The organism is Pirellulales bacterium (genome assembly GCA_036490175.1).
Classification (GTDB): domain Bacteria; phylum Planctomycetota; class Planctomycetia; order Pirellulales; family JACPPG01; genus JACPPG01.
This window is the reverse complement of sequence record DASXEJ010000362.1, coordinates 1-6,667: the sequence shown is the minus strand read 5'-3', so window position 1 is coordinate 6,667 and position 6,667 is coordinate 1. Positions and strand designations below refer to the sequence as shown.

The following is a 6,667-nucleotide window of genomic DNA, read 5'->3' as shown; positions in this document are numbered from 1 at the left end:
CGCTTCATCGAACTGGCTGGCGAAATCAACACCAGCATGCCGCACTACGTCATTCAGCGGTTGGGCGAGGCGTTGAATGAAGTCGGCAAGCCACTCAACGGCAGCAAGATTGCCATTCTGGGCATGGCCTACAAGAAAGACGTCGACGACCCGCGGGAAAGTCCCTCGTTCGAATTGATGGAGCTCTTGTTGGCCGGCCGTGCGAAGGTGACGTACAACGATCCGCACGTCGCGCGGCTGCCTCGAATGCGTCATCACCATGTGCCGCCGATGGAAAGTCAACCCCTCACGGCCGAATACCTGGCCGCACAGGATTGCGTGCTGATCGCCACCGATCACTCGGCCTACGATTACGACTTTATCGTGCGATCTTCACGGCTCGTGATCGATACGCGCAACGCCACGCAGCACGTGAAGCAGGGACGCGAGAAGATCCACAAAGCGTAACAGGTCCGGCATCGCTTGCCGCCGAATTACAGCTTTTCGGGCTCGGGCACGACGAACGGCTCCCGGTATTGACGGGTCAGCAGTGCGTTGGCGTCCGGGTTATTGGGAAACTCTTCCCGACCCGGGTCGAAGGCCAACACGGCGCCCATCTGCAGCTTGACGGCCGGGTCGATGTCGTTTTCGTCGAGATGGATCTTCGTTCGCTCGAACGTCTCCAGAGCGGCGCCGCCACCGATATCGGGCAACGCTTTCTCTACCTGGTCGAGCGTCGCTTGCTGGCCCAGCACGTATGATATGTTGCCCAGATGACAGAGCGCGCTCGATACATGCCCTTCGAGAATGTCGGCGTTCAAATCGTCCGCCTTGCGCGACCGGACCGCATCCACAAAGTTGAGGAAGTGGAGGCTTTCGTCTTCGCTGCCGCTGAACCGTTTTTCCTCGTTGCCGTGCTGGTCGTAGACGATGCCCATGTCATAGGACGGGATCACCATCGAGCGGCCGTCCGAGCCTTCGAAAATGACACCGACTCGGGCTTGCGTCTTCTTATACGCTGCGGTGGTCAACCCGCGCACTTCAAAAATGAGCGTTTTGTCGCCGTAATCATGCATGACTACCTGAGTGTTCGGCGTGTCGCCGGCGTCTTCATATCCGACGCGGCCGCCGTAGCTCACGACACGAGTGCTGATCCCCGCTTTGCCAAGACCCCAGCGGGCGATGTCCATTTGATGAACGCCCTGGTTTCCCAGGTCGCCATTGCCGTACGGCCATTGCCAGTGCCAGTTGTAATGCAGGTCCCTCCGCGTTAGCGGTTCGTCTTGAGCCGGTCCCAGCCAAAGGCTGTAATCAATGCCGGCCGGGACGTCGTATTGGCCACGTTTGCCGATCGACTTGCGTTCTTTGTAGCACAGACCGCGCGCGAGTTTGACATCGCCCAGGTTGCCCTGCTCGATAAACGCAATCGCATCGCGCAGACCGGGGGCCGAGCGGCACTGGGTGCCAGTCTGGCAGATTTTGTTGAATTTGCGTGCGGCCTCGACGCACCGCCGCCCTTCGCTCACATTGTGGCTGACCGGTTTCTCGACGTAGACGTCTTTCCCATGTTGCATTGCCCAAATCGCGGCCAGCGAATGCCAATGGTGGGGCGTGGCGATCGATACGATGTCGACCGCCGAATCTTCGAACGCCGTCCGCATGTCTTTTGCGAATTTAGGTTCGCGGTTTTGTCTCTTCGCCGCTCGCTTGACCGCCTCCTGGCCGCGCTTTTCGTCGGGGTCGATCACCCACAGGACTTCCGTTCCAGGACTCTTCTTTTCATCCGTAAAGAACGTCAAATGGCTGCCGTTGCCGCGGCCTCCCACGCCGACGATGACAACGCCCAGTTTTTCGTTCGGACTGCTGGATTGCGATGCGGCCGCTTCCTCGGCCGTGGCTCGGCCGGTCAACGCACTCCAGCTTCCCGCAGCCGCGGCGGCTGCCGCCGCTGATAACATCGAATGCTCCAAGAATTCTCGGCGCGATTGCTTGGTCATGGGCGGGGCTCCTGAACTGGGGGACGAAGGCGGGCTCGGTGGGGCGTGCCGGAATGTTCGCGCGCTTGTGCGCTGCGGACGTGTCGCTTGCGGCTAACTCGTTAGGATAACGCAAAAACTCGGGAATTGGAAGCTTTCTTGGCAACCCCTCTCCGCGAAGGTTGCCCTTTCGACCTGCTACGCCAATGCTCAGCCGTATCGGGCCAGGATGCGATCCAACAGCCCCGGGGCAAGGCGGTTCAGCCATATTAGAAGCTGGCCGCGATAATTGACCACAATCTCGTGACGGCCACATTCGATCGCTCGGGCGATCCGCCGGGCGACGTAGGCCGGGCTCACGGCCGGCTCGTTGTCCCAAGCGACGCTGTCCCGCGCCAGGCTGTGGTCTAAAAACGGCGTTTCCGTACGCCCCGGACTGACCAGCAGCAGATCGATTCCCAGCGGAGCTAGTTCCGCACGGAGCGACTCGCTCAAGCCACGCAGCGCAAACTTGCTGGCGCAGTAGTCGGTGTGTCGCGGCAGGCCGCGGTGACCCAGAATCGAACCGACGTTCACCACGATCGGGGTGTGGCCTTGTTTCAACTGCGGGAGTGCCGACCGGATCAACTCGGTCGGCGCGAAGAAGTTGACTTCCATGATTTTACGCAGCCGCTCGGGCGAGGACTCGACAAAGCGGCTCCGGGCACCGATGCCGGCGTTGTTGATCACCAGGTCCAGGCCCCACCAATGGTGCAAGGCCGTTTCGATCGCGGCCTGGCGGACTGCCTCGTCGGTGATGTCGCCCACGACGATCTGCAGGTGAAGCCCCGCCGGATCCAACTCGCTGGCGAGTCGCTCTAATTCTTCTCGACGCCGCGCAACGATTACCAGGCGGACTTTCCGCCGCACCAGTTCGACCGCCAAAGCTCGCCCGATTCCGCTCGACGCGCCGGTCAGAATGCCTCGCAGGCCGGACAAAGCGCGCTTCGCCATGCGGCAGATTCTCGTCGAGAAGATGGTCCGAAAGCCGCCACGTGGTTTATTGACGAGGCGCGGGGGGAGTCGGCCCCGGCATGTCATTCTGGCCATCGAACTGCGAACCGTCGAGTCCCTGCCAGTTCCAGGCCATTTGATGAAAGCCGTTGTTGCCGACCGCCGTCGGCGTCGAGCTGTGAGGCCGAATCGTCACGTCGGTGCCGTGCAGGTGCGCGACGGCCCGATGCGGCACGCGGCAATGGACCACCACTCGGTCGTCCGAGTAACGCTTGGAAAGGACTTCGCCGTAAGCTGCCAGCCGGGCCAACAGGCGGCCGTTGGCCACCCCGGTCTCCACGTCGATGTCGAGGAAGTTGTGGCTCAGAGTTTGACTGACCTCGGCCCGCAATTGATCCAAGCCAATGCCAGCCCGGGCGCTGATCGGCAGTGCGTGCGGATAACGCGTGCGAACCAGGGCCAATTGCCCGCGGTCGGCCGCGTCGACTTTGTTGAGCACCAGCAGCGTATCCTTGGCTTCGATGCCCAACTCTTCGAGCACTTTGTAAACAGCACTGATTTGATCCAATGCCTGCGGATTGCTTATGTCGGCCACGTGCAGCAGCAAATCGGCCTGGCGCGACTCTTCGAGCGTGGCTTTGAAGCTGGCGATCAGATTATGGGGCAAATCGCGGATGAAACCGACCGTGTCGCTCAGCAACACGGGCCCCCAACCCGGCAGTTGCCAGCGGCGTGTCCGCGTGTCGAGCGTGGCGAATAGCTTGTTTTCCGCCAACACGCCCGCTCCGGTCAAGGCATTCATGAGCGTGCTTTTGCCGGCGTTGGTATAGCCGACGAGCGAAACGGTCATCCGCTCGCTGCGCGCGGCCACAGCGCGCTCTTTGCGGCATTCGATGGTTTTCAGTTCGCGGCGCAGTTCGCTAATCCGCTTTTCGACCAGCCGGCGGTCGACTTCCAACTGCTTTTCGCCCGGCCCGCGCATGCCGATGCCCATCTTCAATCGCGACAAGTGGGTCCACATCCGCTTCAGCCGGGGAAGCGAATATTGCAACTGCGCCAATTCGACGGCCAGTCGGGCTTCGACCGTGCGTGCGCGGCTGGCAAAGATGTCCAGAATCAACTCGCTGCGATCGAGCACTTTGGTGCCGGCCGCTTGCTCCAGGTTGCGCGTCTGGGCCGGGCTCAAGTCATTGTCGAACAGAATCACGTCGGCATCGGTTGCCTGGACCAAAGTTTTCAGCTCGTCGACTTTGCCCTTGCCGAGATACGTTGTGACGTCCGGGCTTTCGCGCCGTTGGGTCACCCGGCCAACCACCTGTGCCCCGGCGGTTTCGGCCAACCCGGCCAGTTCCGACAACGGATCGTCCTGCAATGGCCGCTCGGGCAGAAGCACACCGACCAACACCGCGGATTCCTGGATAACGCTCTGAGTGCGATTCATTTCGGTCACGGTGAGTCAATTCCTCCGCGGGCTTCGCTCATGCTGCGTCCCCCAAAAACAGGTTGCAATAACTTTCGTAACGGCGAGCGTCGAGCCGGCCGTCGGCCACGGCATTCTTTACCGCGCAGTCCGACTCGTGAGTATGCGTGCAATTTGGATACCGGCAGCGATGGACAAACGGACGGAGATCGCGAAAGTAGCCCGCCACTTCCGCCGGAATGATGTCCCACAGTTGGAACTGGCGGATGCCGGGCGTATCGACGACGTATCCGCCGCTGGCCAACGGCCAAAGTTGGGCCGTGGTCGTCGTGTGCCTTCCCTTTTGATTGTTGGCGCTTACCGAGCGCACGGCGAGCTGGAGTGACGGATCGACCGCGTTAAGCAAGGACGATTTTCCGACACCGCTTTGCCCCGCCACGACGCTGGCCTTGCCGGCCAGCTCGCGCCGCAAGCGATCGATTCCCAAGCCAGTCTGAGCCGAAACCAGCAGCACGCTGTAGCCCAACTGACTGTAGACGCCGACAAACGGCATCAGGTTCGCCAAATCGATCAGGTCGACTTTATTGATCGTGATGAGCGGCCGTAGGCCGGCTTGATGGGCAGTGACCAGAAAGCGATCGATCAAATTCGGCTTCAGCGTCGGTTCGGCGGCGCTGGCGACGATCAAAACCTGGTCGACGTTCGTCACCAGAATGTGACGCCGGCCGCGGCTGTCGCGTGCCAGCACTCCTCGCCGCGGCTCGACGCGCTCGATCACTCCTTCGCCGGCGCCACCCGGCCGGAACCAAACGCAATCGCCGGCCGCCACGACGTGTCGCTGATCGGTACTGAGCGTCTTGAGCAGGCGTCGCGTCGTGCAGCGGTGCAGCGTGCCGTCGTCAGCCGCGACCGTGCTCGACAGTCCGTGAACGCTGAGCACCCGGCCCAGCCGGCAGACGGTCTCGTCGACGTCCAGCCGCACGCCAAGACCGCTTTCGCCGCAGTCGGTCAGGTCGCCGATTACGGTTCGCCGACGCGCAAGGTCTCCCTTTCCACTGATCCGCTCGTCACGCTTGCCTTCGTCTTCGTCTTGCGGGTCGGGTACGGAAAAACGCTGCGTCCAAGTGTCCGAGCGTGCCCGCTCGGAGCGATTCTTGCGGAAATCGGCGCGGATTTTCTTCTTAGGTTTCGCCAAGAGATTCGTACGCTCGGCTTTCGCGGGGGGGGCCAGAGACAAGTGTGTGCCCGAATGAGACGCTGGCATGAGGCGCCGCTCGGGCAAAGCAAATCGCGCGGCAGCGAGCGCCAGGGCAGAGCTCAGGCAAGCGGCGAGACGGGAAATTATTCTTCAGCAGGCCGGCAAACGAGAGGGCCGCTGCATGGTCCCAAATCCAGGTTCTGCTCACCTCGAGTGCGTGCATTCAAACCGGCTTGTTGGGGTCGCGAATTTGTCCCGGATTGTCGTTCAACAAATCGTAACGTTCGGGCACGGCTCCCGATTTGTCGGCCTTGAAGAGAGGTTGCTTCCCTCGCCCGGCGAGTCCGGCCCGCTCCATCAACGATTGCTGCATGAAATCTGCCGGCAAATCCTCGGCAGGCGGCGGACCGACCGCCCCCAGATCGACCGGCGAATATTGGACGTCATAGGTGTGCCGTGCGATCGCCAACGAATCGCCCGGATCGAGGCGCTTCTCTTCCACGCGCGAGCCGTTCACCTTCACACCATTGCGACTCTTCAGATCTTTCACATACCAATAGCCGCCGGTGAGCGTCAGTTGGCAATGATGCGCCGACACGTTGGAAAACCGGAGCACGATGTCGCAGCTTTCGCGACGCCCGACCAGCAAACTCTTCTTCAGAAGAGGAATAGGATCGCCGCCACCGACGGGAAGGAGTTCACCGAACATAGTTTGCGCGTCTCAGTGCGAGCATTGCCGTGGAACCGTCACCGCGAAAGAAGCGTTACTCGTATATGTAACCGTGCCAATAGGCACACGATTTCTAAAACTCAGGCCCAAAACCAACCGTACCAGCACGTCTCCGAATCCCCATCCCGCTTGAGAACGCGTTCAAAAGGACTTATGATCTTGCGCAGCCGAAAAAAACAGGAACAATCTCCTCGCCCATTAGTCTAGGTAGGGGAGCTGCTGTCGTCAATTATTTCGCCCGTAACCTGTTTGGCCCGATCCGTTTCGGGCTTGGACACCCCAGCTTGCCGAGTGTCTCGCCCCGGCGCCGACCCTTTGGTGCGCCAGCGGCCGACGGAGGGACGATCCAACCTCGGGCCGCGTCGGACCAG

Annotated in this window: 6 protein-coding genes; 1 reads left to right on the top strand and 5 read right to left on the bottom strand. The window is 61.3% G+C overall.

Annotation, left to right across the window (positions count from 1 at the left end; all coding sequences use genetic code 11):
* On the top strand, positions 1-447 hold a 447-nt coding region (locus VGG64_27985), incomplete at its 5' end, for a UDP binding domain-containing protein (GenBank protein ID HEY1603477.1).
* 26 nt (positions 448-473) lie between these two features.
* Here the strand turns inward: VGG64_27985 and VGG64_27980 are convergent.
* The 5 genes from VGG64_27980 to VGG64_27960 all read right to left on the bottom strand — a co-directional run bounded on the left by VGG64_27980 (position 474) and on the right by VGG64_27960 (position 6,275).
* Positions 474-1,976 carry a Gfo/Idh/MocA family oxidoreductase gene (locus tag VGG64_27980; GenBank protein HEY1603476.1) on the bottom strand — a complete coding sequence of 501 codons (1,503 nt, stop codon included), beginning with the start codon at positions 1,974-1,976 and terminating at the stop codon, positions 474-476.
* Positions 1,977-2,165: 189 nt separating this feature from the next.
* Positions 2,166-2,948 (bottom strand): SDR family NAD(P)-dependent oxidoreductase, encoded by a 783-nt coding sequence (locus VGG64_27975; protein HEY1603475.1) that lies wholly within the window; start codon positions 2,946-2,948, stop codon positions 2,166-2,168.
* 46 nt (positions 2,949-2,994) lie between these two features.
* Positions 2,995-4,389, bottom strand: coding sequence for a GTPase HflX (gene hflX, locus VGG64_27970; protein ID HEY1603474.1), 1,395 nt, complete (start codon positions 4,387-4,389; stop codon positions 2,995-2,997).
* Positions 4,390-4,426: 37 nt separating this feature from the next.
* The gene (gene rsgA / locus VGG64_27965; GenBank protein HEY1603473.1) at positions 4,427-5,632 is read right to left on the bottom strand and encodes a ribosome small subunit-dependent GTPase A; all 1,206 of its coding nucleotides are present in this window, start codon (positions 5,630-5,632) and stop codon (positions 4,427-4,429) included.
* Positions 5,633-5,789: 157 nt separating this feature from the next.
* Entirely contained in the window at positions 5,790-6,275 is a 486-nt protein-coding gene (locus VGG64_27960) for an FHA domain-containing protein (protein HEY1603472.1), read from the bottom strand.
* Between the last annotated feature and the right edge of the window lie 392 nt (positions 6,276-6,667).

Coding starts and splice junctions, on each gene's coding strand:
- VGG64_27980 (HEY1603476.1), bottom strand. CDS start 1,976: ATGACCAAGCAATCGCGCCGAGAATTCTTGGAGCATTCGATGTTATCA.
- VGG64_27975 (HEY1603475.1), bottom strand. CDS start 2,948: ATGGCGAAGCGCGCTTTGTCCGGCCTGCGAGGCATTCTGACCGGCGCG.
- hflX (HEY1603474.1), bottom strand. CDS start 4,389: ATGAATCGCACTCAGAGCGTTATCCAGGAATCCGCGGTGTTGGTCGGT.
- rsgA (HEY1603473.1), bottom strand. CDS start 5,632: ATGCCAGCGTCTCATTCGGGCACACACTTGTCTCTGGCCCCCCCCGCG.
- VGG64_27960 (HEY1603472.1), bottom strand. CDS start 6,275: ATGTTCGGTGAACTCCTTCCCGTCGGTGGCGGCGATCCTATTCCTCTT.